Raw genomic sequence first — 378 nt, forward strand, 5'->3', positions numbered from 1 at the left:
TTTATTCATATCTTTTTGATGCAAAGGTAAGCTAGCTAATAGCAGATGTAAACATGTACTTACTGGGAGGGATACAAATAAATCTTCTCCAAAAGAAAAAATACCTTGAAATAAATCTTTATAACAACTCCTTAAATGATTGTTGACGCTCATCATACTATGAAAAGAAAGATCAACACAAGCTCCATAAAAGTGTAAAGCTCCATCGAAGAAGTATCCTCCATTCATCTCATTTAAAAACGTTAAGTAATATTTATCGTCAACGCTTTCTTGAACATGTGATAATACTGTTTTATCTATGCTAGTGTTATGTCAACGTTATATTTTAGGGTAAAGCCTCTTTAATTTAATCCTCGCCTCTTTAGTAGTAAATTGCCA

Annotated in this window: 1 protein-coding gene; it reads right to left on the bottom strand. The window is 31.5% G+C overall.

Annotated features, from left to right (window positions below):
* Positions 1-228 (bottom strand): hypothetical protein (locus Q0954_RS34605; RefSeq protein WP_299466827.1); only part of this gene is annotated, 228 nt, incomplete at its 3' end.
* Positions 229-378 lie beyond the last annotated feature (150 nt).

The organism is uncultured Microscilla sp., from assembly GCF_947493425.1.
Classification (GTDB): domain Bacteria; phylum Bacteroidota; class Bacteroidia; order Cytophagales; family Microscillaceae; genus Microscilla.